At 67.0% G+C, this 22,517-nt stretch carries 21 protein-coding genes and 1 pseudogene; 11 read left to right on the top strand and 11 right to left on the bottom strand.

Annotation, left to right across the window (positions count from 1 at the left end; translation table 11 throughout):
* Positions 1-349 precede the first annotated feature (349 nt).
* The 3 genes from LK09_RS22205 to LK09_RS06120 all read left to right on the top strand — a co-directional run bounded on the left by LK09_RS22205 (position 350) and on the right by LK09_RS06120 (position 1,947).
* Positions 350-562 (top strand): helix-turn-helix domain-containing protein, encoded by a 213-nt coding sequence (locus tag LK09_RS22205; protein ID WP_407939147.1) that lies wholly within the window; start codon positions 350-352, stop codon positions 560-562.
* A gap of 246 nt (positions 563-808) precedes the next feature.
* Positions 809-1,339 carry a hypothetical protein gene (locus LK09_RS06125; protein ID WP_156138659.1) on the top strand — a complete coding sequence of 177 codons (531 nt, stop codon included), beginning with the start codon at positions 809-811 and terminating at the stop codon, positions 1,337-1,339.
* A gap of 119 nt (positions 1,340-1,458) precedes the next feature.
* Positions 1,459-1,947: a hypothetical protein gene (locus LK09_RS06120; protein ID WP_039397167.1), complete on the top strand. Its 489-nt coding sequence runs from the start codon at positions 1,459-1,461 to the stop codon at positions 1,945-1,947.
* A 238-nt stretch (positions 1,948-2,185) separates the two neighbouring features.
* Here LK09_RS06120 and LK09_RS06115 read toward each other — a convergent pair whose 3' ends face one another.
* Both LK09_RS06115 and LK09_RS20620 read right to left on the bottom strand, forming a co-directional pair.
* Positions 2,186-2,926, bottom strand: a complete 741-nt coding sequence (locus LK09_RS06115) for a hypothetical protein (protein ID WP_156138658.1) — start codon at positions 2,924-2,926, stop codon at positions 2,186-2,188.
* 238 nt (positions 2,927-3,164) lie between these two features.
* Positions 3,165-4,397, bottom strand: coding sequence for a hypothetical protein (locus LK09_RS20620; protein WP_052226455.1), 1,233 nt, complete (start codon positions 4,395-4,397; stop codon positions 3,165-3,167).
* A 136-nt stretch (positions 4,398-4,533) separates the two neighbouring features.
* On the opposite strand from LK09_RS20620, the pseudogene LK09_RS21090 reads away from it, so the two are divergent.
* Positions 4,534-4,635: pseudogene (locus LK09_RS21090) on the top strand (Lsr2 family DNA-binding protein); the annotation flags it as partial.
* A gap of 205 nt (positions 4,636-4,840) precedes the next feature.
* Here LK09_RS21090 and LK09_RS06105 read toward each other — a convergent pair.
* The 4 genes from LK09_RS06105 to LK09_RS06095 all read right to left on the bottom strand — a co-directional run bounded on the left by LK09_RS06105 (position 4,841) and on the right by LK09_RS06095 (position 9,793).
* A complete protein-coding gene (locus tag LK09_RS06105; RefSeq protein ID WP_039397163.1) occupies positions 4,841-5,281 on the bottom strand; it encodes a DUF6941 family protein in 441 nt (146 codons plus the stop codon).
* Positions 5,278-5,655, bottom strand: coding sequence for a hypothetical protein (locus LK09_RS06100; RefSeq protein ID WP_156138657.1), 378 nt, complete (start codon positions 5,653-5,655; stop codon positions 5,278-5,280). Before LK09_RS06100 ends, LK09_RS06105 begins: the two co-directional genes overlap by 4 nt.
* On the bottom strand, positions 5,655-6,044 hold the full coding sequence (locus LK09_RS21395) for a hypothetical protein (protein ID WP_156138656.1): 390 nt from the start codon (positions 6,042-6,044) through the stop codon (positions 5,655-5,657). Before LK09_RS21395 ends, LK09_RS06100 begins: the two co-directional genes overlap by 1 nt.
* A 149-nt stretch (positions 6,045-6,193) precedes the next feature.
* Positions 6,194-9,793 (bottom strand): phage tail tape measure protein, encoded by a 3,600-nt coding sequence (locus LK09_RS06095; protein WP_082008083.1) that lies wholly within the window; start codon positions 9,791-9,793, stop codon positions 6,194-6,196.
* A gap of 204 nt (positions 9,794-9,997) precedes the next feature.
* Between LK09_RS06095 and LK09_RS06090 the strand changes: the two genes are divergently transcribed.
* Together LK09_RS06090 and LK09_RS06085 are read left to right on the top strand one after the other, a co-directional pair.
* Positions 9,998-10,291: a hypothetical protein gene (locus LK09_RS06090; RefSeq protein WP_039397157.1), complete on the top strand. Its 294-nt coding sequence runs from the start codon at positions 9,998-10,000 to the stop codon at positions 10,289-10,291.
* Between the two features lie 290 nt (positions 10,292-10,581).
* Positions 10,582-10,800 carry a hypothetical protein gene (locus LK09_RS06085; protein ID WP_039397155.1) on the top strand — a complete coding sequence of 73 codons (219 nt, stop codon included), beginning with the start codon at positions 10,582-10,584 and terminating at the stop codon, positions 10,798-10,800.
* A gap of 21 nt (positions 10,801-10,821) precedes the next feature.
* On the opposite strand, the gene LK09_RS22200 is transcribed toward LK09_RS06085, so the two are convergent.
* From LK09_RS22200 to LK09_RS06070, 4 genes are all read right to left on the bottom strand, one after another.
* Positions 10,822-11,262: an NINE protein gene (locus LK09_RS22200; RefSeq protein WP_407939157.1), complete on the bottom strand. Its 441-nt coding sequence runs from the start codon at positions 11,260-11,262 to the stop codon at positions 10,822-10,824.
* A gap of 282 nt (positions 11,263-11,544) precedes the next feature.
* Positions 11,545-12,156, bottom strand: a complete 612-nt coding sequence (locus tag LK09_RS06080) for a hypothetical protein (protein ID WP_052226454.1) — start codon at positions 12,154-12,156, stop codon at positions 11,545-11,547.
* 28 nt (positions 12,157-12,184) lie between these two features.
* On the bottom strand, positions 12,185-12,973 hold the full coding sequence (locus tag LK09_RS06075; protein ID WP_039397153.1) for an SRPBCC domain-containing protein: 789 nt from the start codon (positions 12,971-12,973) through the stop codon (positions 12,185-12,187).
* Between the two features lie 4 nt (positions 12,974-12,977).
* Positions 12,978-13,445, bottom strand: coding sequence for an SRPBCC family protein (locus tag LK09_RS06070; protein WP_039397151.1), 468 nt, complete (start codon positions 13,443-13,445; stop codon positions 12,978-12,980).
* Positions 13,446-13,547: 102 nt separating this feature from the next.
* On the opposite strand from LK09_RS06070, the gene LK09_RS06065 reads away from it, so the two are divergent.
* Positions 13,548-14,000, top strand: a complete 453-nt coding sequence (locus LK09_RS06065) for a MarR family winged helix-turn-helix transcriptional regulator (RefSeq protein WP_052226580.1) — start codon at positions 13,548-13,550, stop codon at positions 13,998-14,000.
* A 161-nt stretch (positions 14,001-14,161) separates the two neighbouring features.
* Here LK09_RS06065 and LK09_RS06060 read toward each other — a convergent pair whose 3' ends face one another.
* A complete protein-coding gene (locus LK09_RS06060) occupies positions 14,162-17,107 on the bottom strand; it encodes an aminotransferase (protein ID WP_231562964.1) in 2,946 nt (981 codons plus the stop codon).
* A 68-nt stretch (positions 17,108-17,175) separates the two neighbouring features.
* On the opposite strand from LK09_RS06060, the gene LK09_RS06055 reads away from it, so the two are divergent.
* The 4 genes from LK09_RS06055 to LK09_RS06040 all read left to right on the top strand — a co-directional run bounded on the left by LK09_RS06055 (position 17,176) and on the right by LK09_RS06040 (position 22,467).
* Complete coding sequence (locus LK09_RS06055) at positions 17,176-17,979, top strand: hypothetical protein (protein WP_039397149.1); 804 nt, start codon at positions 17,176-17,178, stop codon at positions 17,977-17,979.
* A gap of 60 nt (positions 17,980-18,039) precedes the next feature.
* Positions 18,040-20,589 (top strand): ATP-dependent Clp protease ATP-binding subunit, encoded by a 2,550-nt coding sequence (locus LK09_RS06050; RefSeq protein ID WP_039397146.1) that lies wholly within the window; start codon positions 18,040-18,042, stop codon positions 20,587-20,589.
* Between the two features lie 76 nt (positions 20,590-20,665).
* Positions 20,666-21,688 carry a 1-aminocyclopropane-1-carboxylate deaminase gene (locus LK09_RS06045; protein WP_039397145.1) on the top strand — a complete coding sequence of 341 codons (1,023 nt, stop codon included), beginning with the start codon at positions 20,666-20,668 and terminating at the stop codon, positions 21,686-21,688.
* Between the two features lie 11 nt (positions 21,689-21,699).
* Entirely contained in the window at positions 21,700-22,467 is a 768-nt protein-coding gene (locus LK09_RS06040) for an LLM class flavin-dependent oxidoreductase (RefSeq protein ID WP_039397143.1), read from the top strand.
* Positions 22,468-22,517: the final 50 nt, after the last annotated feature.

The following is a 22,517-nucleotide window of genomic DNA, read 5'->3' as shown; positions in this document are numbered from 1 at the left end:
CGCCCGGTCCGTTGGGGCAACGCCCAGCGTCGGATCCTGGAAATACACCCCGCAAATCGCCGCGGGTGATCCATAGGCGGATGCCCAGAATAAGGGCGCTAATCAGGACGCTGAGCACCGCCGCGGCGACCTTGGCGAGGACGTCGGTCCGATCGACTTTGCGCGTCATGAGGCATCACTTACCGGCGGCCGGCCTACCTCCTTCGCCAGCTCGGCAGCGAGCTCCTCGGCGTTTTGGGCTCCGCTGATGTTGATCACGTGCGGGCTCGGCGAGATGTGCGAACACCAGTCAGCTGGGAAATTCCAGACATAGGCCGTTAACCAGCGAGGGCGGCGCAGCGCGGCAACAATGGGCCGTATGGGCAGACGTCTTCTGTCGGACAACGACGCGATCCTGTCGCCGGCACAGGTGGCTGCGCTCATCGGGCGACATGTCGAGACCGTGACGCTTGCTCTGCGAAATGGGGAACTGAAGGGCAGTCAACGCGAGGTTGGTGGCTACTGGTACATCAGGCGCGAGGATGCGATCGCTTGGGCGCTTGGAGGCGCCGCCTCGAACTAGCCTCGCGCCGCTATTGGGGATGGGCGCGGCTATTGCTCTGCGCGGCTTCACGATTCCGTCAATCACCGGAGGCTGGTTCCGTCCGAGCGTGCCGCCGCATCGCAGGCGAGCGGTGCCGACAAACTGTAGGCATGAGCCCTACCGCAGCGAGCGTGCTCTCGATTCTCACCGTCGCGAGCCCCGCGACGTCATCGTCTGGGGCGCCACTGCGCCCCAACCTCGGCGCTCGATCCGACGATGCAGGTCTTGCTCACTATCTTCGGCGCGGCCCTCGTCACCGCTGGCGCCGGGTTCGCAGGAGCGGCGATCCAGGGGCGTCGCGAGCATAACCGGTGGGTCCGACAGGAACGGCTCGCCGCGTACCTGAAGTTCCTATTCACTGCCAACGACATGTGGGACCTGGTCAATGAGCGAGAGAAGGGGAGCGCGGAGACCAAGAGGCTGCAAGCCGAGCCGATCGAGGCCAGGAACGCTATCGCCACTGCGCCCCCAGGTGAGGAGCGCGACAGACTTCTCGAACGAATTGCGCACCTTCAAGCGGATCTGGATCGCAACATTGCAAAGATCGACATGCGCCTTGAACGATGGCATGCGATCGACGCGAAGCGAACCAAAATGTTAGTGCCGCTGGACTTTCTCGGGCCGACCGACGTCGCGCAAGCTGCTCGGCGGGTCGCGTTCGCGATCAACAACGACCCCGACGCGATCTCCTGGAGACTCGTCAAGACCCAAGCCGCCATGCGTCGCGCCTTGGGCATCAAGGCAGGACATCGTTGACCGCCTAGGGTAGCGGTCCGGCGACCCGTCGAGGGGACCGCGGTCCCACCGTGGCAAATTCCGGCGGCTGGTGTGCGCGTCTCTTCGATTCTTCCTCTCCAGACCGCCAAACTACCCCCATGAGCCCGACTCTGACCGCCGCGTTGCTCGGCGCCGCCGCAGCAGGCCTGTTCGCCCTCTTCGGCGCCTGGGTCCAGGGACGTCGCGAGCACGTCAAATGGCTCCGGGAGAAGCGCTACGACGCCTACACGAAGGCAGAAGCGCTCTTCATCAACATCTCGATGCAGCTCGTCCACCTCGACGAGCTCAAGAAGCGAGTATCCGCTGTCACTGAGACAAACGATCCGGCTGAGATTGCGGAGGAGACCGACCGTGGCAAAGCGAAGGTCCGCTCGATGATGGACTCAATGGCCACAGACCTGACAGCGATCACGATCCTCGGACCGGAGCCAGTTACCCTCGCCGCGAAAAGCCTCGCTCAGGCCTCTGCCTTCGGAGACCAAGCCGCCATCCAAGAAGCCGACCGAGCGCTTCTCACCGCCATGCGCGTCGCGCTCGGGTCTGCTCGCCGGCCCTGGTACAAATTCTGGGCACCGAAGGGGTACTAGCCGACCAGAGGCGCTACGCCCGTATCGCGAGCAGCGCCCCGGACTAAACACTCGTCGAGGAGGAGCTGAGACGAGCCTGCCGCTGTAAGCCGCGTCCGGCCGCAGGATTCATAGAGTCCGGTCGGCACTTGATCGATTCAGATGCTCGCGGGTACTGCCTCGCGTTCGCGATCTCGCACCGTCTTCCATAACGACAGGAACTCCTTCCTGGCTTCAGTGAACTGCTTATTGGTGCGGGTTAGGGTGGCGGGCCCACAGAGAATTTGCTTGCCACCCCAGACGGGAACAGCACGAGTGGCGGAATCAACAGCACGGCTCCGGCCGCCAGCGTCCCCCACATTCCGAGGCCGGCAGCGGAGGCCACGCTGTAGATGCCTAAGAGAATGGCGAAGCTTCGGATGGCTATGCGTTCGAGCAGGCCATCCTGTCTCAGTGCGAGCCACCACATCCAGGCCGCAACCACGACGGTTGCGGCCAAGACACTTTCTGCGAAGGCCACATTGAAGGGTGTCCACCCAGAGGCTGCGATCAAGAAGGGGGCGATGAATGGCAGCGTGAGGATGCTGATCGTGACTGGCCTTCGCCACTTCGCCGGCTGACCGCCCGACATTATTGTCCAGCGTTCGATGCGGTCCCTCGTCCTCCGCGCTTGCCTCAAGGTCGACGCTGCGGCGCGGAGACGCTGCTCGACTGTGCCGATCGAAGCACGAGATGCGAAAAGGGTGACCAACAGGATTGCGGGAGCAGCGAGGAGCACGCCCATGCCCGAACCGCCCGGCGTGATGCCCGGCACGAGGTAGGCGAACAGCACCCACAGAGCCCAGGACATGAACACACCGGCTGAGAACGCTGATGCGAGCCCGATCGCCGACCTCAGTTCCGCCGCCTCCGCGGGCAGTACGCGGTCTTTCGCGTGCGGATCGCGCCAGTTAGGCAAGATCACAACTGCCAGTCCAGCGACGAGCGCCGTCAGATACATCGGCAACACCCAAGAGGCCGCGTTGTCCGCAGACTGAAGAACTGTATTGACGATGGCAACAAAGTGTGCAGTGTCTGGAGACGCCGGGGCTCGCCCCGAGAGCATGTATGTGAGCATGAGCGAGCCGAGGAAGGTCACTAGGGCGATCACCAAGACTCGCCACGCGGAATCCGCGATCGTGGTTAAGTCATCAGGTTGCTTTGGTCGTGGCGACAAGGCATGCCCCCCTCTTTCGTGGTTAGGCTGGCAAGGTGTGGTCCGGCAGCACGACCGGCACGAGGTTGAGCATGACGACGCGGGCTCTATCACGCTGCGCGCGCATCTCGAACGCGTTTCGGGCCTCCCCAACGAAGCGCTCGTGCATGTGGATGGTCGATTCTGCCTTCTCAATGACGGACGTGATGTCCTTGCGAGCCCGTATGAACAGGATCATCGCCACTCTGGTAGCCCGCCACACCGTGTACCGCTCTAGCAGCTGCGTCAGTCCGTCCGCGAACGCCTGTTCGCCCTTCCAAATCTTGCACTCTCCGATGAACGCGTCGTGATCGCGCCAACGCAAGAGGATGTCCGTTTTACCGCCGCCGAGAAACGTCTCGCCGGTTGCGGCTCCTCGCCAGTTCGCGTTGAAGAGGAAGAGCAACACGTCGCGGATACTCTCTTCATCTTCTCCAATGAGCTGATTGGCGGTGCGAGGCATCCGTTCGAGCGCTTTCGAGAACGCCACGATCGTGGCAACCAAATCATCAGCGATCTCAGCCGAGAGTGAAGGCTCGGGCTTGCCCAGTTCAACGGCCCGCGCGGCAGTGGCAGGGGTCAGCAACTGTGGCGTCAGCGGGATTTCGAGATGAGAGTTCTTGACGGGGGAGAGCGGGATGCCAGCCATTGAGGCCTCAGCTACGAAGGCAGCGCGCCGCTCGTGCATCGGCCCGACGATGCTCTCAACGACCCCACGTAGCTCCGCGCGCTTGGTACTGATGACGTCGTTCGCAGCTGCTACTGCGACGCTCAGTCGTTGAAGCCAGACGTCTCTCGCCCCAGATAGGTCGTTGCCGAATTGGAGTTCGGATGGAATAGCGGCCGTATCGATGTCGTCGTAGAGGTCGAACGACGCACACAGTTCACTGAACCCTTGCCTGTGCCTCGTCTCATGAATGTAATCACCGGGAAGCTGATCCACCGCACCGGTTGCCCGAACTTGCACACGAATCTTCAACACGACGGTGTTTGCCGAGACATCCGCGTCAGGAACCGGAGACACGTTGACGGAGTCCATCCAGAACGAGTCTCTGTGAAGCACGACGTCCTTCGCTGCGCACGCCTCAACGAGTCCCGCGATCAGGGAGTCTCGATCGATTGTGTCAAGCTCACTGTTGGTCACGGACTGGCCTGCGCGCCGGGCCTCGTCGAGTCGGTCTTCGAACCTCGTCTCGTGATCATTCGGGATGCGGTGTGGATCGATCACGAACTTCATACTGTCAGGAGGCGGGCCTCTGTGCGGTCTGCGCCTGCGCTGTGTCGCCGTTCGCTGCGCCTGGTAGGAGTTAAGGTATCCGCATGGCGCGACTCCCGCCAGGAGGAAGCCCCGCTCGTCTTCCTCAGGCAACAATGCCGCAATCCGAGAGTGGGCGAAGGCGAACGGTCTTGCGGTGTCCGAGCGCGGGCGGGTTTCTGGGAACGTGATTGCAGCCTACGAAAAGGCGCACGCCTGATCGAGACTAGGGTCCGCGCCGTCGACAGGGTGCAAGACTCTCCGCCTGTCATGATTTGCTCGTGCGGCGTCGCCGAAGACTCCGACCGAAGGACCCCGCCCAGCGCCGCTGTCGGGGCGGGCTGAGCGGGGGCAGTGGGAACTGTAACACGAAAGAGACCCGGCTCACCTCCTCGTCATGAGGGGTGAGCCGGGGCTCTTAGTCGCTATCCGAGATTCGGACTTTCGTCGCTGGCGGTTTCCGGAGCAGGCACTTTCACCGCACGGATCGGCAAGACTGTCGGATCGAGCCCTGCGACCGTCAGAGTCACCAGGTACTGGCCCTCGCGTGGGATCAGCGCGCGCACCACCACGGTGATTGGGACGTAGCTCGGCATGCTGAGATCCACCGTGTCGTTGAAGCGGCCTGCGATCGTAGAGCTTCCACGCCAGATCTCCTCACCATCGGCGTCACTCAGAACTACTGAGAACGGCACCTTGATGTCGCCCCCCGCGACCGGCTCGATATCTAGCATTCCGGCCAGCATGAATCCCACCTCAGCGGGATACTCCGCCTGGAAGAATTGTGTAAGCCCAGCCGACACGACGGTGAGCAGACCCTCTCGAACGGTGGCGAAGTCCGCAAGCGTCGCCATCAGCAGTCTCACGCGGCAACGCTCGCAGCGATGCGCACTTCAGGAGAGCTACCACGTGAAGTCGGCATCGAGAACGACCGGAAGCGGCTCCCCTTCGTCACCATACGGTCGATGGGCGGTGCGACGACAAACGCGCCCCATGCGATGCTCAGGTAGACGAGCTGGTGTTCGTCGTCGATGGCCTCCACCCGCCCGTTCGAAACGAAGTCACCATCATCGCTGTCCGGCTGTACGGCGATCACGTGCTCACCAATCGTCGGGCGGCCAGACAGCTCCTCCAGCCCAACGACGGTCCAGGCCGGGTTGCGACGGGTCACCCGGTTCGGGTTAACAACCACGCGACGAATCGACTGGCTCGACAGAACATGTCCGGACAATGCACCCATCACAGCCTCACTCTCTCTCGCGTGCCGAATACGGTTTCAAGTGACACGATAGTAGCCTCGCCTGCCGGTCGTCCAAGGATCAGATCATGATGGTCTGGGGGCGGCTCGGACAGCTCGAGCTTGAAACCCTTCGCTTCGAGCTCTCCCTCCGTCACCACCGCAAGCCATTTCGCGTTTCGGACTGCCTTGACACTGGAGCGAAGTCGATCGAGCGTGTCCCCGATCTCACCGCCGTCATGTCGAACGGCAAATACGGAGATCGCCGGGTCCGGGTCGACCTCGCCGTCCGCCAACTTCACGCGACGATCAACATCGATGTCCGTCGCGATCTGTTCCCGATCCCAGCGCCATGCTCGACCCACGAGCAGCTCACCGGGACCAAGGTTCATGCTGCTGACTGTAGCGGAGGGGACCGTAGGAGAGCACCAGCACCAAACGGCGAAAGAACCCCGCCACATCCGAGGCAGCATCGAGAGTCTGGAGGCCGCCGGACGCCCGATCCGGGGGAGAAGCCAACCCCTTGTCGGTGTCCCTTCCATCAGAACCTCCTGGCGTCGTAGTTGGCACGGTTGGACCCGCGCACGGCACGCGAGAGTTCGCCGCGGGTGATCTCCAGGCTCGGGCCGTAGTACGCGATCCTGCGGGCGAGATCGTCGATGTCACGCGGGTCCATGCGCCCCGATCCGGACTGGGAGAAGTTGAAGCCCTTGCCGCTGCGGAATGCATCCTGGAGGAATGCGAGCGTCTGCGGTGTCGCGTTCGCTGTTGCCTGTGCATCGAACACGAACTCACGGCGGTGCGTGACGCCAGCGATGTCGTCGACGCTGCCATCACCCGTGTAACCACCGCCACGATAGGAGCCGGAGTTGATCTTCTTCGTCAGTGCGTCAATCTGCTGCTGAAGGTCGTACTTGCGGCTGATCTGCGAGTCCGTGCTGACCGTCTTCATCGCGCCGAGGCTGGACTGGAGCGCACTGATCTTTGCGACGATCGCCTGCCCACGTGCGAACTTGGCGAGCGAGTCGGAGTTTACGGATGCGGTGACGGGGATCTTGTACCCCTTGCCGTTGTTGGTGACCGATGCAATGTGCGCCTTGAGTTCGTTGAGGGCCTGAATGGCCGGGTTCGCATTGGCACGCACGTTGACGTTCTTCGGCACGCCATTGATGGCGACGGTCATGTCATTGAACGAGACGGTGTACTTCTGCACTTCGGTGCGGCTGAATCCGAGTTGCGTGGCCTGCCGCAGGAACTCCTGCTTGGCCTGTGCGACCTTCTGCTTGAGCACGTCCTGGCCGACGCCGGATGCTGCCAACTTGGTGATGTAGTCCTGGTAAGAGCCGACCAACTGGAGCAGTGCGGCACGATTCTGGATTGCTGCGTCCGAGTTGCCCTTGAGCGATCCAGATGCCTTCGCCTGGGCGTCCTTGATGTCGGACTGAGAGGAGGCGATCTGGTTGTTGATGTCGGAGATACCAGCGCGCAGCGAGTTCGCTTGCGTGTTGTCGCCGTACAGGACGGCGATCTTGACTTGGTACTCCTTGGTCTGCTTGTCCGAGGTGAGCGAGCGGATCTTCGCCTGTGCGTCGACGATGGCTTTCTTGGCGTCATCGACGTTCTTCTTGATTGCGTTCCACCCGGAGGCGATCGCGTCGAGACCTTCCTGCGGCCCGAACCGGATGTCGGTCGCACGCTTCATGACGGTGCTCAGGTCGTTCGAGTAGTCGACGAGCGTGCGAATCTGGACCGCGGCCTTGGTGGCGGTGTCGGCAACCTTCTTAGTCCCCCCGACAGCCTTATTGGAGGCGTTGAGGTTCTCCTGGAGTTTCTTGTTGAGTGCGTCGACGGAGTTGCCGTAAGTGTTCGTGGCCTCGGTGGTCGGGTCGACGGAGGACTGGACCTTCTGCTGATCTGCGACCCACTGATTGAACGACGCGTGCGCGTGGCCAGCGGCCTTCTCGATGTCCTCGCCAGTCTTGAGGATGCCCTTGGAGTAGTCCTTAAACGCCCCGCCGCCAGGGAGCGCCCCGAGTGCGCCAGTGATCGAAGAGACGAGCCCGTCGAACGCCGCAGCCGACTTGTAGACGAGGTCGATGAAGAAGTTGACCGGACCCTGTGCTTCAGTCATTGCGGCGCCGAAGTCAGTGAACAACTGGATGACGTACCCGAGCCCGACCGCGAGCGCGCCGACGCCGGTGGCGACCAGGGCGCCCTTGAAGACCTTCAGGCCCGTGGACGCCGTCTCGGTGGCGGGTGCGATGCCGAGGAGAGAGGCGACGAACCCATTTGTACTCGTTGCCGATTCCCGTGCCGCGACGGAGAAGAAGCTGACGGCCGAGCGGACGGCAAGAAGCGAGGCGGCTCCGAGCGCCGCGATCCCGACCACCGATGCAAGTACCGCAACGAGGGTGCCGACTCCGGTGACCATCTCGACTACGAACTTGCCGAATGGCGTCGCTGCGAAGTCCGAGAGCACATGAAGGAGGTCGGTCAATTGGGTGAGGAGTGCCGCGACCGCGGGGCCGAGCGACGTGCCGACCGTGGCTCCGAACTCCTGGAGCGCGTTGAGGAACAACTGCCATTTGGCCGCTACCGTGTCGAGCACGATCGCGTACTGGCGATTCAGTTCGGTGTTCTGCGTGTAGCCCTGCTTCGCGAGGCCCATGTACTGCGTGAACACCTGCTGGTTGCTGGACAGGCGTGTGAACGTGTCCGAGACGCGCAACTGGGAGAGGCCGAGGGTGTCGAGCGCTTTGGTGACATTGACGATGTCGCCTTGATTCTTCAGTCCGTTGAGGAACGCCTGGAAGACCTCGACGCCTTTGCCTGCTCGAACCATAGCCGAGAGTTTGTCGGCGGCGATACCGGTGATGAGCGAGAACGCTTGAAGCTTCTGCCCGTTCGAGGTGATGAGACTCGCGATCTGCTTCGAGCTGAGCCCCGTCGCATCGGAGAGCTTCTTCATGCCGTTGGCGCCACTCTGGGCGAGCCGGAGAACCTCACCCTCGGTCTTGCCCGACATGGAAGCGAGCTTCTGGAGGTTAGCGTCACCATCGGCGACCGCCTTGTTGAGTGTGCCGAAGTACGTGGTGAGCGACCCGCGCGCACGCTCAGGGGCGACCCGCAACTGGGCAAGTGCGCCGGCGAGCCCGACCACCTGGTATGCGTTGAAGCCTGCCTGCTTGGCCTGCTGACCGATGTCCTTGGTCATCGACAGGATGTCCGCATCGGTGGCGGCACTCTTCCGACCGACCAACTCGACCGCGGAGGCGAAGTTGGAGTACTGCCTGCCCGTGAATCCGAGGATGGTTCCGAGCGAGCCGAACGCCTTCGCAGACTCCTCGGCACTGATGCCGGACACCGTCGAGAACTTCGCGATGGTCTGCGTGGTCGCAACCAACTGCGATGCAGGAACGCCGAGCTGGTTCGCCAGGGTGGAGATTTTCGCGATGTCGCCGAACGACTGTGGAATCTGCCTGGTGAGGCCGATCAACTGGCCCTTGAGTTTCGCGGCAGACCCGTCGCTGGTCTCGTCCATCGTGCGGCGCACGTTCGCGAACGACCAATCGAAGTCCGTGCTCGCCTTGATCGCACCGACGCCGAGCGCAGTGAGGGCGACGGCGGTAATGGTAGCCGTCGTGGCGACGTCGTAGAGTGCGTACCGCGCACGAGGGGCGGTGGAGGAGATGCCATTGAGGGCGTTGTTCGCCTGCGAGTACGCGCTGATCTGGTTCGCGTCGACCGCTGCGGTGTACGCCTTCTTCTGCTCGGCGGTCATCGCGTTCACGGAGGTGTTCGCGGGGAAGGCCTTGGCGCCGAACTTCTGGAGGTACTGCTGTTGCGCGGCTTCGCGGGTGGCCTGGGTGACCGACTTGATGCGCGCTTCCATGACGCCCCACGCGGTCGATGCGACCTTGGCGTCTGCGGCGGATGCCTTTGCGGCAGTGCCGGTGGCGTTCAGTTCGGTGCGGAGACCTGCGGCGATCTTCTGGACCTGCGACATGGCGCGGCCCATGTTCTCGGTTTCCCGAGTGGTGACCTGTTCCCCTTCTTGAATCTTGGAGAAGAGGTTCTCCGCTTGCGCAGCACTATCGACAATGAACTTAAGTCGGGCGACGGCACTCAGATCTTTCGCCATGTCGCCCCTTGTATTGCCGGTAGGTGTCCTTCAATTTTAATTGTTCAGGAGGCGCCTTAAGCCGGAAATGAGTAGGCGGATGGCATTCATCGGCAAGGGCAAATGCCCCGATGCCGTGGCATTTGCGACGAAATCTTCTGGCCTGAACGCGGGCTGTTCTGCATCCAGGGGCTGACGGCACGTTTGGCGGATTGAGGCAGACGAATGCGTGCGGCCCCGTCGTGGGTGGCCCAGATTCGGGCAACCGTGGCGGCTACGGTGTGGCAGAGGGTACTGGGGCCCTCGACGATCAACTGGGGATCGGTGTCTGGGATATTTCTTCCACTCATCTTGTTCTGTGGGTTCATCGGGTTCGTCGGTATGGGGTTCGTCCTGCTTCTGGGTGGGCAGAGCAAGAAGAGCCAGGAGTACCTGCGGCAGAAGAACGCGGAGGATGCACTGTTGCGGGAGGCTGAGTTGAAGCGGGCTCGGGAGGATCTGGGGCGCACGGAGGACTGACTTTTTACGTCAATGCGCGCATTGCGCGTGCGCCAGTGTGCGCGCAAAATGATCTCCGTGACATCGCGTACAATCTGGGATGTTTCAGCCCAAAGCCACCGCGACTAGTGCCGGCAGTCGATCGCGCGGTCTCTTTGGTCCCACTGGAATAGCGTGAATTGGTGCAACTGGATGCAACTTACCTATTCACCATTAGGCCATTCTCTGCTACCATTGCAGTAACAACACGAAAGCGTCCCGGCGATAGCGGCAACTATCCCGGGACATGACCCCGATTCGGAGGAATCGAGATGTCTACTACTGTATACGAGTTTGACGGCGGTCGCTCGGTCGATATCGATGCACGCAACGACCAGGACGGAGACGTAGTCTTCGTGACGACGTTCAGCGAATCGCTCCGGGGACGCGTGGAGGATCACGCCTACGCACTCGACCGGGCCGAGTTCATCCGCGCAGTCTGCGCCGAGTTCGGTCTCATCGATCCTCTTGAGGTACTGCTCTCTGTGTAGCGCCTCAGCCACGCCCCGGGTCTAGCGATTGCTGGCCCGGGGCGTGATCTGCTTGGTAACCGCTCGGAGGTTCGCATCAGCGACAAGCCCGGGCAAGACGCACAGATCGACAATGAGCCAGACCACTAGCACGGCAAGCGGGATCAGCTCTCCGTGTACTGGGATGAGCGCCCACGTTCCAATCCAGAGCAGCAGTAGGGTGGTTGCGGTCCACGGCATCCCGAGATAGAACCGGTGCGCGCCGATGCCGCCTAGCAGCAGCAGAAACGCGTAGGCGGCACCGACGGAGCGCTGAGGTATTAGTGGGCCATAGGGTGCGACTTGCGGTGCGGTGCGCGCGTGTGGCGCCGGGGGTGCATACTGACCGGTCCACTTCGTCCCGTCCCACCATTGCAGCGTGCCAGGCATCACGTCAGGCGTTTGTGACAGATACCAGCCCGGAGGCGCCGAGCGTGGTTGCATACTCATGCTTCAGATTCAGGCAACATCCCCATGTCCCTGCCTTCCCCAGTTGGGAACAGTATGGTGCAATCACCGGCCGGCCGCCACGGGGTCAGGACGTCAGCCAATCGCCCACATTTTGCCCACAACTCAAGTGACCATATGCACGTTCTGTAACCTTCCGCGCGTTCTGTTCCCAGTGATCACGGCCAAGAGAATTGGCACCCGCATGGTGAAAAGGACCCTCTTAGAACCACGACTTCTTCTCGGGGTCGGGCTCCTCGTACGTGATCGGCAAGGCGGTCAGCACCGAAGACGACGACTGGGACTTCTAGGGTCACCCCGCGCGAGGAACGGTGCGGCGCAGGCGATGCTGAGCAGCAGCATCAGCCCGGTGACGAGGGCGACCACCCACGCCCCTCGGGGCGTCGTGATCGGCAGACCGGGGATGATGGCCGGGGTCGCGGCGAGGCCCGCGAGCCCGGCCAGCCACAGTGCGCCGAGCACGATGCGCAGCCACACCGGTCCGCGCTGCCCGAGGGCGAACCCGCCCAGAAGGGCGATGGCCACGACTCCGACGGCGCCGCCCCCCAGCCCCGTCGTGAACATCGTCACCAGCGCGCCGGGTCGGAGCAGCGGCACCACCGCTAGCGGAGCGACGGCGAACGCGAACCACGCCGACGCCCGGCCGCTGCGCGCGCGCTGCCATCCGAGGGCGAGCAGCGCGCCGGACAGGGCTCCCGGGGCGAGGATGGCGCCGAACGTTCCCCACCAGGTGAACTGGGAGTCGAAAGCCGCGATTTCGACCATGTAGGCCCGCAGCGCCGCGGCCCAGGTCAGACCGGCGAGCGCTCCGAGGACGATCCCGCCGGTGCCGCCGAGCACCCATCCGATGGCACCGTTTCCGGTCCGCATGTACGCACTGTACTGCGATCCGACGCGCTCAGGACCCGGGCGCCAGTGTGCGAGCGAGGGCGTCCAGGAGCTGTTCCCACCCGGGTTGGAGTCCCGCGACTGCCGGCGCGGCGCCGGGGCGCAGATCCGACACGGCGATTCGCAGCGTGAGAGTGGTCGCTGCCGCTTCTTCTGCGAAGGTCACGGTGTGTCGGGCGGCGAACAGCGGAGTGCCCTCGGCGTCGATCGGGGCGAGTTCGAACACCAGGCGTCGGCGAGGCTGCACCTCCTCGACGCGGCCGATGGATTCGTACCGCGCGCCGCCGCCCTCGCTCAGCACCAAGCGGATCGGTGCGTTCGTCCGGGGCGCGATGTCGAACACCTCGGTGTCGAAGTGCGGCGGTGCCCACCATCGGGCAGCCTGGGCGGCGTCGGTCCACGCCGCCCAGACGGCATCGACGGAGGCGGGCAGATGTCGCACGAACGTCAGGACCCGGGCGTCGTCCTCGTCCGATCGGTGTGATTCCTCGCGCCGGATGGCGGTCTCGTACTCCTCGAGCACGGTGTCGTCGGCGTCGGGCGTGCTGAGCGCCGCGAAGAACGCCGACAGCGTCGACATCGCCTCGCGGTCCAGGCGTGCGACGCGCCGTCGCCCGAGCTTGTGGACGCGGATGACGCCCGCTGCTTCGAGCGCCTGGATGTGCTTCGTCGTCTGCGGCTGCAGCGCGCCGATGCCCGCGGCGACCTCGCCGACCGTAGAGGCGCGCGTCGCCAGCAGTTCGACGATGCGGAACCGGGTCGGCTCGGCGAGGGTCGCGAGCAGGTTCTGGACCTCCACGCAGTCAGTCCCGGGCGACGAGGGCGGCGAGGTTGTCGAGCTCGTTCGCGCGTCCGGCCAGGAGCCGCTCGGTCCAGACCTCGTCGTGCATCGGCTCGACGTGCATCACGATCCGGGTGCCGTCGCCGTCGGGGGAGAGCTCGACGACCGTCAGCTGTTCATAGGGCTCGTGGTCGGGCACGAAGTCGATGACGGACCGGTAGGCCAGCCGCCCGGGGGCGTCGATCTCCGTGAAGTACTTGCGGGATTCGGTGGCCACCGGCATCCCGTACTGCTCCATGAACGCGATCTGCTCGGGCGCGACCGCGGTCATGGTGTAGCGGAGCTCGCCGCCCGGCTGCAGATCGAGGGTGGTGACGTCGGTGCGGAAGCCCTCGGGCGCCCACCACGACGAGATGCCCTCGGGGGTCGTCCACAGCTCCCAGACGCAGGCGGGGGTGGCAGTCACGGTGCGTTCGATGATCTCGCTCATGCCGCCAAGATACATTCGCCATGGCGAATATGTCAAGGGTCGCTCTGTCATCTCGACGTGGCGGCCGCGCGCAGCAATCCCACCGCAAGTAGCATGGGGCGCATGCCGAACCGTCCCGAGGATGCCGCGTCCCAGCCCACGACGCCGGACCGCCCGTTCAGCCCGGTCATCGCACTCCTCACCGTTTCGAGCGTGTGGGACTCGCATCTCGGCGCGGCCTTGAAGCCCCTCGGGCTGACGACCCGCAAGTACGGGCTGCTCGCGCACATCCGCGCGACTCCCGACATCTCGTTCTCGGAGCTCGCGCGGCGCTCGCAGATCACCGTGCAGACCGCGCACACCGCCGTGCACGCGCTCGTGGACGACGGCATGGTCGCCGACGGAACGGCGATTCCGGGAGCCCCGTCACACCTGCGCATGACCGACAAGGGCGCGAAGGCGCTGGCCGACGCGGATGCCCGCCTCGCCGAACTGGATGCCGGCCTCTCCGCCCAGGCGCCGGCATTCGCGGCGGCCCTCAAGGGGATGCACGAGGAGCCGGTCGGAGGGCAGTAGGACGGGTCGGCATCCTGCGCGCCACCCTCGGCTGGTCCTGGGCGGTCGCTGCGGTCATCGGTGCCGTCGGGGTCGTCGTGGTGTTCAGCGGATTGCTGCTGGCGGGCCCTCCCGGAACCTGGACGACCGCGGGATCCTGACCCGCCGCAGCGGATCGCCGATCACCAGCCGGTTTCCAGCACGCGGGTCAGCGCCGCGATGAACTCGTCGGCGCTGTCCCGCGTGAAGCACATCGGCGGCTTGAACTTGAGGACGTTCTGGTGGTCGCCCGTCGGCTGGATCATGACCCCGAGGCGCCGCAGGCGATCGCAGATCCGCGCCGTCTCCTCGGTGGCCGGTGTCCACGACTCGCGGTCGCGGACGAACTCGGGCCCGAGGTAGAAGCCGTACCCGTGCACGGTGCCGAGGATCGGGTACCGCTCGCCGAGTTCGGTCAGGCGCTGCTTCAGGTAGGCGCCGACCTCGGCGGCGTTCTGCTGGAGCCCCTCGTCGCGGATGACGTCGAGGACCGTCAGGCCGACGACCGAGGACACCGGGCTCCCGCCGGCCGACGAGAAGAAGTAGCCCTGCGATCGGTAGCTCGCCGCGATCCGCTTCGACGTGATCACCGCGCCGAGCGGATGCCCCGCGCCCATGGCCTTCGCCACGGCGACGATGTCGGGCACGGCATCCTGCTGCTGGAAGCCCCAGAACCACTCGCCGAGGCGCCCGTACCCGACCTGCACCTCGTCGGCGACGGCGACGCCGCCACCGGCGCGCACGGCCGCGTACACCGCCTTCAGGTAGCCGTCGGGAAGCGGCATCCCGCCGGCGTTGCCGAAGATGCTCTCGGCGAGGAAGGCGCCCACCGGGGTGCCCGCCTCGGCGAGCCGGTGCACCTCCGCGACGGCGTCGTCCGCGTAGCGCGCCGCCTCGGACCCGCGATACCGGCCGCGGAACGGGTTCGGCGCCTCCACGGTGTGCACCCACGCAGGCCTCGTCTCGAGCGCGTGCGGGTTGTCGGCGACCGATGTCGAGACGGCATCGGACAGGTAGGTCCAGCCGTGGTAGGCCTCGGCGACGGCGAGGATGTCCGGCCGGGACGTGTGCGCCTGCGCCAGCCGGAGCGCCAGGTCGACCGCCTCGGATCCGCTGTTGACGAGGAAGACCTGGTCGAGGCCGTCGGGGAGGGTCGCGGCCAGGCGCTCGGCGAACTCCACGATCTGCGGGTAGTGGAAGCGCGAGTTGGTGTTGATGAGCCGCCACTGCGCAGCCACGGCCTCGACGAGCCGCGGGTGGGCGTGGCCGATCGAGCTGACGTTGTTGAGGGCGTCGAGGTACACCCGTGCATCGGCGTCGACGAGGTACTCCCGCCAGCCGCGGACGATCACCGGCGGGTCGGCGAAGTAGTGCTCCTGCACCTCGGCGAGGCTGCGCTCTCGCCGCCGGAGCAGTTCGCCGGCATCCGCGGGCGCGGATGCCGGTGCCACGGCGTCGCCGAAGACCACGGCCGTCGGGTCGGCGACCACGGCCCGCCAGGCCGCGGCCGTCTGCGCGGTGACCGCCTCGGGCACGTCGATGCCGGCCTCGGCGAGGGTCACGCGCACCGTTCCGGTGATCTCCGCGACGGGGTCGCCTGCGGCGACCCGCTCTCCCGACCGGTCGGCGACGTGGCCGCGGTGCGCCGCGGTGATCCGCAGCACGAGTCCGCCGTGCGGGGCGCGAAGCTCCAGGCCCTCGTCGACCAGCTCGATCTCTCCCGCCCAGGGCGCGGTCAGCACGGCCGGCCCCGCGACGGTCACATCGATGCCCGGGACGACCACGGCGGCGGCATGCTGCCCGGGGTGGGCCCGGCTGAGGCGGGGCTCGGCGAACCGGGTGACGACCGTCGCCGCGCCGGCGGCGAGGGTCTCCTGCGCGAGGACGTGCTCGATGTCGGGTTCCAGCCAGCGGCCCTCGTCCAGTGCCGGGCTGGCAGGGGAGAGGTCGACGACGGCGACCGGGCCGGCGAGCATCGGCTGCGCCGCCGGGACGGACGGTGCGGTCACGGGGACGCCGGCGGCCTGCCGCACGAGGGCCGTCGCCACCGGCAGCGGCAGCGAGGTCGCCGCGGCCAGGATGAGCTGCTCATGCAGCAGGTTCTCGGCCGCATACGCGTTGCCGGGATCGGTGCGCAGCACGTGGTGAGCACTGGCGACCAGGACCGCCCCGCGAACGGCCACCAGCGGCCAGAGCACGTCGAGCTCGTCGTCGGTCAGCGGCAGCACGCGCTGATACGCCGTCACCGCGGCCAGGGCGTCGGCGACACTGACGCCGTCGTGGTGCAGGATGCCGGTCAGCGTGATCGCGAGTTCGCCCACGCGCCACGTGCGGCCGAGGTCGCCGAGGTCGATGACGCCGTCCGGCATCCGTCCGTCGGTGGCCACCACGTTGTCGTCGGTGAGGTCGCCGTGGATGACCTGCTGGGGGAGCGAGGCGGCGACCGGAGCGATGCGGGCCCAGGCGGCATCCGCGGTCTGCCGCAGGTGCCGGCGCAGGTCGTCGTCGGCGACCGAAGGAAGGAGGTCGGCGAGCACGGCGGGTGCATGGCGGAGATCCCACTGGTTGTCCCGTTCGGTCCCCGGATGCCGCCAGCCGGCCAGGGCCGTGTCCACCGATGCGGCAAGCGTTCCGAAGCGGGCGATGACATCGGGGGCGAGGTAGCCGCTGCCGCCGAGGGTGTCACCGGACAGGAACGGCAGCATGCGCGCGTGCGCGGTGCCGCCGTCGGGGGTCGTCACCGGGCGCACCGTCGTGCCGTCGGAGAACGTGCGGGCGAGGGGCACCCGCACGCCGGCGCGGGACCCGATGAGTCCGGCGGCCCGGGACTGCGCCTCGAGTTCGGCGGGATCGGTCGCCGGGTTCGCGATCTTCAGGAGGAGCCGGTCGGCCGCCCCGGTGTCGATCACGAAGTTGAGGTCCTGGTTGCTGCCCAGGGAGTGTGCGGTGCCGACCACCCCGAAGAGGTCCTGTGCGAGCCGCGCCGCCTCGTCCTCGCCGATCTCGGGCGGCGGCGCCTGGACCAGAGTGGAACCGGTCGCGGCGGCCGAGGCGGACGGGTCGGATGAGGGCTCGTGCGGCATGGGCATACCGGTCATTGTCTCTCACGGGCGCGTGTCCGCGTGCGATGTCGGGTCGTCGCGCCATGATGGGGCCCATGCAGCTCACGAGCACCTCCACCCAGCGCACCTACCGCTACGTGCGGCTGGGCCTCGTCGGTGCGGCGGTCGCGCTCGGCATCGCCGTCGTGCAGGTGCTCGTCACCGTGGGTCCTGTCCCGTCGATCAGCGCCACGTTCTACACGCCCGCCCGCGGCATCTTCGTCGGGGTGATGTTCGCGATCACCTTCGCCCTGGTCGCCCTCTCCGGCCACAGTTGGGAGCAGGTGCTGCTCGACCTCGCCGCCCTCTTCGCCCCGGTGATGGCGATCGTTCCAACCACGGTGGGTGCGGGCGAGATGCCCGGCGTCGATCCGGGATGCCCCGGCCGCTGCGTGCCGGCGGCAGAAGTGCCTGCGATCGCCTTCGGCATGACGACCCTGGTGATCATCGCCGTGCTGGCGATCGCGACGGCCGCCGTCCTCGCGATCGTGCAGCACACGATCAGTGGCGTGAAGGCGCTCGCGCTCGCCGTCGCCGCCGTGATCGTGGCGGGCGGGGAGTGGTGGGCGCTCGCCGACCCGGCCGGGTTCGCGCAGCACGCCCACCTGGTCGCAGCGGTGTGCTTCTTCACGCTGCTCGGCCTCACCGCGGTGGTCTCCGCCGCGGCCGCGACGCGCGGCTGGCGTGTGACGTACGCGATCATCGCCGCCCTCATCGCGATCGATCTCGTCTGGCTGGCATTCGTCCACGCGGCGCTGTGGGGAGAGACGATCGCGCTCGTGCTGTTCCTCGTCTTCTGGCTCGCCCAGACCATCGAGCGGTGGAATGAGGTCGACCCGGGAATACTCCCGGCACGCTGACGTTGAACTTGATACAAGACGACTCAAGTTGGGTCGCCGCAGTATCAGGAGGCACGCGAGATGTCCGAAAACGTCACACCCCCGCACGAGGGCGCCGGCGCGTTCGAGGAGTTCCTCGCCCGATATCTCGCGGGAGAGCGCCAGCGGTCAGAGCAGCGCCCCATCGACATCGGGCGGTTCCTCAGCGCGCGCACGCAGCAGGTGCTGCAGGCGTCCGCACAGTTCGCCCTGCAGCGCGGCCAGCGCGAAGTCGATGCGCTGCACGTTCTGCACGTGCTGATGCAGGATGGCGAGGCGAAGGATGCCGTCGCCCGCCTGGGCATCGACCCGGGCGCGATCGCCGCGGCCGTCGAGTCGCGGCTGCCGGCAGCATCCGACCCCGATGAATCCGACGGGGCCGCCGTGATGCCGTCGGTGCAACGCGCGCTGTTCCACGCACTTCAGGTGGCCCGCTCGGCAGGATCCACCTACGTCGACCCCGAGCACGTGTTCTTCGCGCTCGTCCTCGGGCAGGACACCCCGGCCGGGCAGGTGCTCGCCGCCGCGGGCGTGACCGCCGAGGCGCTGATTCACGGGATGCGCGAGCCCGTCGCCCCGGCCGCCGCCGCTCCGGACGCCGCCGCCGACGCCGGCGGGGAGACGCCGATGCTCGACAAGTTCGGGACCGACCTCACCGAGCGCGCCCGCGCCGGCGAGCTCGACCCGGTCATCGGGCGCGCCGACGAGATCGAGCAGGCCATCGAGATCCTCAGCCGCCGCACCAAGAACAACCCGGTGCTGATCGGCGAGGCGGGCGTGGGAAAGACCGCCATCGTCGAGGGGCTCGCCCGGGAGATCATCGAGGAGCGGGTTCCCGAGCAGCTGCGCGGCAAGCGCGTCGTCGCGCTCGATCTCGCCGCGATGATCTCGGGCACGCGGTTCCGCGGCGACTTCGAAGAGCGCCTCACCACGACGATGGACGAGATCGCGGCGCACCGCGACGAGCTGATCGTGTTCGTCGACGAGCTCCACACGGTCGTCGGCGCGGGTGCCTCCGGCGAGGGCGCGATGGATGCCGGCAACATCCTGAAGCCGCGCCTGGCGCGCGGCGACCTGCACCTCATCGGCGCCACGACCCTCAGGGAGTACCGCACGATCGAGAAGGATGCCGCGCTGGAGCGCCGCTTCCAGCCCGTCAAGGTGGGGGAGCCCTCCGTGGGCGACACGGTGCGGATTCTGCACGGCCTGAAGGACGCGTACGAGAAGCACCACGCCGTCAGCTACACCGACGACGCGCTGCAGGCGGCCGCCGAACTGAGCGACCGCTACCTTCCCGACCGCGTGCTGCCCGACAAGGCCATCGACCTCATCGACCAGGCCGGCGCCCGCCTGCGGCTGCAGCTGGGCGTGCAGCAGGATGCCGCCTCGCTCCTGCAGCGGCTCGCCGACCTCGAGGCCGACAAGAACCAGGCCGTGGATGCCGAGCACTACGAGGACGCGTCCCGCATCCGCGACGAGATCGCCGCCGTCCACACGAAGCTGGCGGAGGTGTCCTCGCGCGAGCGCGCACACGACGCCGTCGTGGACGAGCCCCAGATCGCGGGCGTCATCAGCCGCGCCACCGGCATCCCCGTGGCGCGTCTCACCGCGACCGAGCGGGATCGCCTGGCCGGCCTGGAGGACGAGCTGCACGCGCGGGTCGTCGGACAGGACGACGCGGTCAGCGCGGTGGCGAAGGCGGTGCGCCGCGGGCGCACGGGCATGGGCGACGCGCACCGGCCGACCGGCTCCTTCCTGTTCCTCGGCCCCACCGGGGTCGGCAAGACCGAGCTCGCGAAGGCGCTCGCGCAGTCGCTGTTCGACGACGACCAGGCCGTGATCCGCTTCGACATGAGCGAATTCGGCGAGCGGCACACCGTGTCGCGGCTGGTCGGAGCCCCTCCGGGATACGTCGGGTACGACGAGGCGGGCCAGCTCACCGAGCGGGTGCGACGGCAGCCGTACTCGGTCGTGCTCTTCGACGAGATCGAGAAGGCGCACCCCGACGTGTTCAACCTGCTCCTGCAGGTGCTCGATGACGGGCGCCTGACCGACGGACAGGGACGCACGGTCGACTTCCGCAACACGGTGATCGTCATGACGTCGAACCTCGGCAGCGAATTCCTCGCCTCACGAAGCGGTGCGATCGGGTTCACCACGGCGGGCCGCGAGTTCGCCGAGGACGATCTGCGCGACCGGGTGATGGGGCGCCTGCGCGAGCAGCTGCGACCCGAGTTCCTCAACCGCATCGACGAGATCGTGCTGTTCCGTCGCCTCGACCCCGTGCAGCTGCACCGCATCGTCGGGCTCATGCTCGCCGAGACCGCCGGGCGCCTCGCGGCCCGTCGGATCGTCGTGGAGGCGACCGATGCCGCCGTGCAGTGGCTGGCCGAGCACGGGTACGAGCCCGAGTTCGGGGCGCGTCCGCTGCGGCGTCTCATCCAGCGCGAGGTCGACGACCGCATCGCGGACCTGCTCGTCGCGGGCGCGCTCGTCGAGGGCGGCGCGGTCGCGGTGGATGCCGCGGACGGCGTCCTCCTGGTCACCGCGCGCGCGGTCGAGGAAGCCGCCTCGGTGCCGCACGCGGCGTGACATCCCGATCGGAGGCTGTGCCCGGATCCCAGGATCCGGGCACAGCCTCCGTCGCATCCGGTGGCAGACTGTCGCCATGGCGCTCGCTGACTTCTCCCGGTACCCGCTGACGTTCGGGCCCAGCCCGATCCACCCCCTCGACCGGCTCACGGCCGAACTCGGGGGCGCACGCGTGTGGGCCAAGCGCGAGGACGTCTCCAGCGGTCTCGCGTACGGCGGCAACAAGGTGCGCAAGCTCGAGTACATCGTGCCCGACATCCTCGCCTCCGGCGCCGACACCCTTGTGTCGATCGGCGGGGTGCAGTCGAACCACACCCGTCAGGTCGCCGCCGTCGCCGCGCACCTCGGCCTCAGGGCCGTGCTCGTGCAGGAGCACTGGGTCGACTGGCCGGACGTCACGAACGACCGCGTGGGCAACATCATGCTGTCGCGGCTGATGGGCGCCGACGTGCGGCTCTCGTCCGCCGGGTTCGGCATCGGAGTGAAGGACTCCTGGCGGGAGGCGCTCGCCGAGGTCGAGCTCTCCGGTGGTCGCCCGTACCCGATCCCCGCCGGCGCGAGCGAGCATCCGCTCGGCGGACTCGGCTTCGCGAACTGGGCGCACGAGGTTCGCGAGCAGGAGGATCAGCTCGGCGTTTTCTTCGACACGATCGTGGTCTGCGTGGTGACGGGCTCGACATACGCCGGCATGGTGGCCGGCTTCGCCGACCTGGCGACCAACTTCGGGGACCGCCCGCGCCGGATCATCGGGATCGACGCGTCGGCGACGATCGAGGAGACCCGCGCCCAGGTCGCACGGATCGCCCGGGCCACCGCTGAGCTCATCGGCCTCGGCCGGGAACTGCGCGACGACGAGATCGACGTGCGCGAGGGCTGGGCGGGTGATCTGTACGGCATCCCGGTGGAGTCGACGGATGCCGCGATCCACCTGACCGGCCGCCTCGAGGGCGTCATCCTCGACCCCGTCTACGAGGGCAAGTCGATGGCGGGGCTCATCGATCTGGTGCACGACGGGGTGATCCCGCGCGAGTCGAACGTGCTGTACGCGCATCTCGGCGGCCAGCCCGCGCTGAACGCCTACGCCGGCCGATACCACTGAAGGGCGCGACCATGACGAACACCGCACACCTGTCGATCGGCGTCGCCGGATCCCTCGGACCCGAACGCATCGCCCGGATCGCGGGAGCGGTCGAGAGCGCCGGCTTCCACGCACTGTGGGTGAACGACACCCCGGGCGGCGATTCGCTGGCCGCGCTCGCGGCGGCGGCCGAGGTCACGGATCGTCTCGTGCTGGCGACCGGGGTCCTGCCGGTCGACCGGCGGCCCGCCGCGCAGATCGCCGCCGAGGCGGCATCCCTGCCGCAGGACCGCCTCGTGCTCGGAATCGGATCCGGGGGGACGCGCAGCGGCATCCTGGCGGTGATGCGGGCCGCCGTCGCCGACCTCCGCCGGGACACGGGGGCGAGGATCGTGCTCGGCGCGCTCGGACCGAAGATGCGTCATCTCGCCGCGACGGATGCCGACGGCCCGCTGCTGAGCTGGCTGACCCCCGAGGTCGCCGCCGCGCAAGCCTCCGAGGCGCGGACCGCGAACGCGGACGTGCGCGTGTCGCTGTACGTGCGCGCGGCGCTCGACGACGCGGCCGTCCCGCGCCTGGACGAGGAGACGGCGAGGTACGCGTCGTACCCGAACTACGCGGCCAACTTCGCGCGACTCGACATCGCGGCGAGGGCGACCGTGATCGCGCCGACGGACGCCGCGGACCGTCTCGGCGCATACCGTCGCGCGGTGGACGAGGTGGTGCTGCGGGCGATCACCGCGGGCGACGACGACGCCGACTACCTGCGGTTCGTCGACCGCGCGTCGGCTCTCCTCTGAACGCGACGGCGGCCCGGATCGAGGACCCGGGCCGCCGTCGCGCCGAAACG

It is taken from the genome of Microbacterium mangrovi, assembly GCF_000802305.1.
Lineage (GTDB): Bacteria > Actinomycetota > Actinomycetes > Actinomycetales > Microbacteriaceae > Microbacterium > Microbacterium mangrovi.
Note: the sequence above shows the minus strand (reverse complement) of the source record. Positions and strands in the feature narration are given on the sequence as shown.

What these genes read in the sequence shown, in the direction of transcription:
- LK09_RS22205 (WP_407939147.1), top strand. Translation starts at nt 350, where the DNA reads ATGGGCCGTATGGGCAGACGTCTTCTGTCGGACAACGACGCGATCCTG.
- LK09_RS06120 (WP_039397167.1), top strand. Translation starts at nt 1,459, where the DNA reads ATGAGCCCGACTCTGACCGCCGCGTTGCTCGGCGCCGCCGCAGCAGGC.
- LK09_RS06115 (WP_156138658.1), bottom strand. Translation starts at nt 2,926, where the DNA reads ATGTATCTGACGGCGCTCGTCGCTGGACTGGCAGTTGTGATCTTGCCT.
- LK09_RS20620 (WP_052226455.1), bottom strand. Translation starts at nt 4,397, where the DNA reads ATGAAGTTCGTGATCGATCCACACCGCATCCCGAATGATCACGAGACG.
- LK09_RS06100 (WP_156138657.1), bottom strand. Translation starts at nt 5,655, where the DNA reads ATGGGTGCATTGTCCGGACATGTTCTGTCGAGCCAGTCGATTCGTCGC.
- LK09_RS21395 (WP_156138656.1), bottom strand. Translation starts at nt 6,044, where the DNA reads ATGAACCTTGGTCCCGGTGAGCTGCTCGTGGGTCGAGCATGGCGCTGG.
- LK09_RS06095 (WP_082008083.1), bottom strand. Translation starts at nt 9,793, where the DNA reads ATGGCGAAAGATCTGAGTGCCGTCGCCCGACTTAAGTTCATTGTCGAT.
- LK09_RS06090 (WP_039397157.1), top strand. Translation starts at nt 9,998, where the DNA reads ATGCGTGCGGCCCCGTCGTGGGTGGCCCAGATTCGGGCAACCGTGGCG.
- LK09_RS06085 (WP_039397155.1), top strand. Translation starts at nt 10,582, where the DNA reads ATGTCTACTACTGTATACGAGTTTGACGGCGGTCGCTCGGTCGATATC.
- LK09_RS22200 (WP_407939157.1), bottom strand. Translation starts at nt 11,262, where the DNA reads ATGCAACCACGCTCGGCGCCTCCGGGCTGGTATCTGTCACAAACGCCT.
- LK09_RS06080 (WP_052226454.1), bottom strand. Translation starts at nt 12,156, where the DNA reads ATGCGGACCGGAAACGGTGCCATCGGATGGGTGCTCGGCGGCACCGGC.
- LK09_RS06070 (WP_039397151.1), bottom strand. Translation starts at nt 13,445, where the DNA reads ATGAGCGAGATCATCGAACGCACCGTGACTGCCACCCCCGCCTGCGTC.
- LK09_RS06065 (WP_052226580.1), top strand. Translation starts at nt 13,548, where the DNA reads ATGCCGAACCGTCCCGAGGATGCCGCGTCCCAGCCCACGACGCCGGAC.
- LK09_RS06060 (WP_231562964.1), bottom strand. Translation starts at nt 17,107, where the DNA reads ATGCCCATGCCGCACGAGCCCTCATCCGACCCGTCCGCCTCGGCCGCC.
- LK09_RS06055 (WP_039397149.1), top strand. Translation starts at nt 17,176, where the DNA reads ATGCAGCTCACGAGCACCTCCACCCAGCGCACCTACCGCTACGTGCGG.
- LK09_RS06050 (WP_039397146.1), top strand. Translation starts at nt 18,040, where the DNA reads ATGTCCGAAAACGTCACACCCCCGCACGAGGGCGCCGGCGCGTTCGAG.
- LK09_RS06045 (WP_039397145.1), top strand. Translation starts at nt 20,666, where the DNA reads ATGGCGCTCGCTGACTTCTCCCGGTACCCGCTGACGTTCGGGCCCAGC.
- LK09_RS06040 (WP_039397143.1), top strand. Translation starts at nt 21,700, where the DNA reads ATGACGAACACCGCACACCTGTCGATCGGCGTCGCCGGATCCCTCGGA.